The organism is Paraburkholderia sp. EG286A, from assembly GCF_040965375.1.
GTDB lineage: Bacteria > Pseudomonadota > Gammaproteobacteria > Burkholderiales > Burkholderiaceae > Paraburkholderia.
The window spans coordinates 1-245 of sequence record NZ_JBFRCB010000062.1; the positions used below are offsets into that span (position 1 = coordinate 1).

Genomic DNA, 245 nt, shown 5'->3' on the forward strand with positions numbered 1-245 from the left:
GTCTAACCGCAAGGAGGACGGTCACCACGGCAGGATTCATGACTGGGGTGAAGTCGTAACAAGGTAGCCGTATCGGAAGGTGCGGCTGGATCACCTCCTTTCCAGAGCTCATCGCTCACACGCGTTTTAAGCGCTCACACTTGTCGGCTGTAAGAAAGACAGACTCAGGGGTCTGTAGCTCAGTCGGTTAGAGCACCGTCTTGATAAGGCGGGGGTCGATGGTTCGAATCCATCCAGACCCACCA

The 245-nt window shown here is 55.5% G+C and carries 1 tRNA gene and 1 rRNA gene; both read left to right on the forward strand.

Going from position 1 to position 245, the window contains the following annotated elements:
* A 16S ribosomal RNA gene (locus AB4Y35_RS42250) occupies positions 1-101 on the forward strand; the annotation flags it as partial.
* A 67-nt stretch (positions 102-168) separates the two neighbouring features.
* A tRNA-Ile gene (locus AB4Y35_RS42255) sits at positions 169-245 on the forward strand.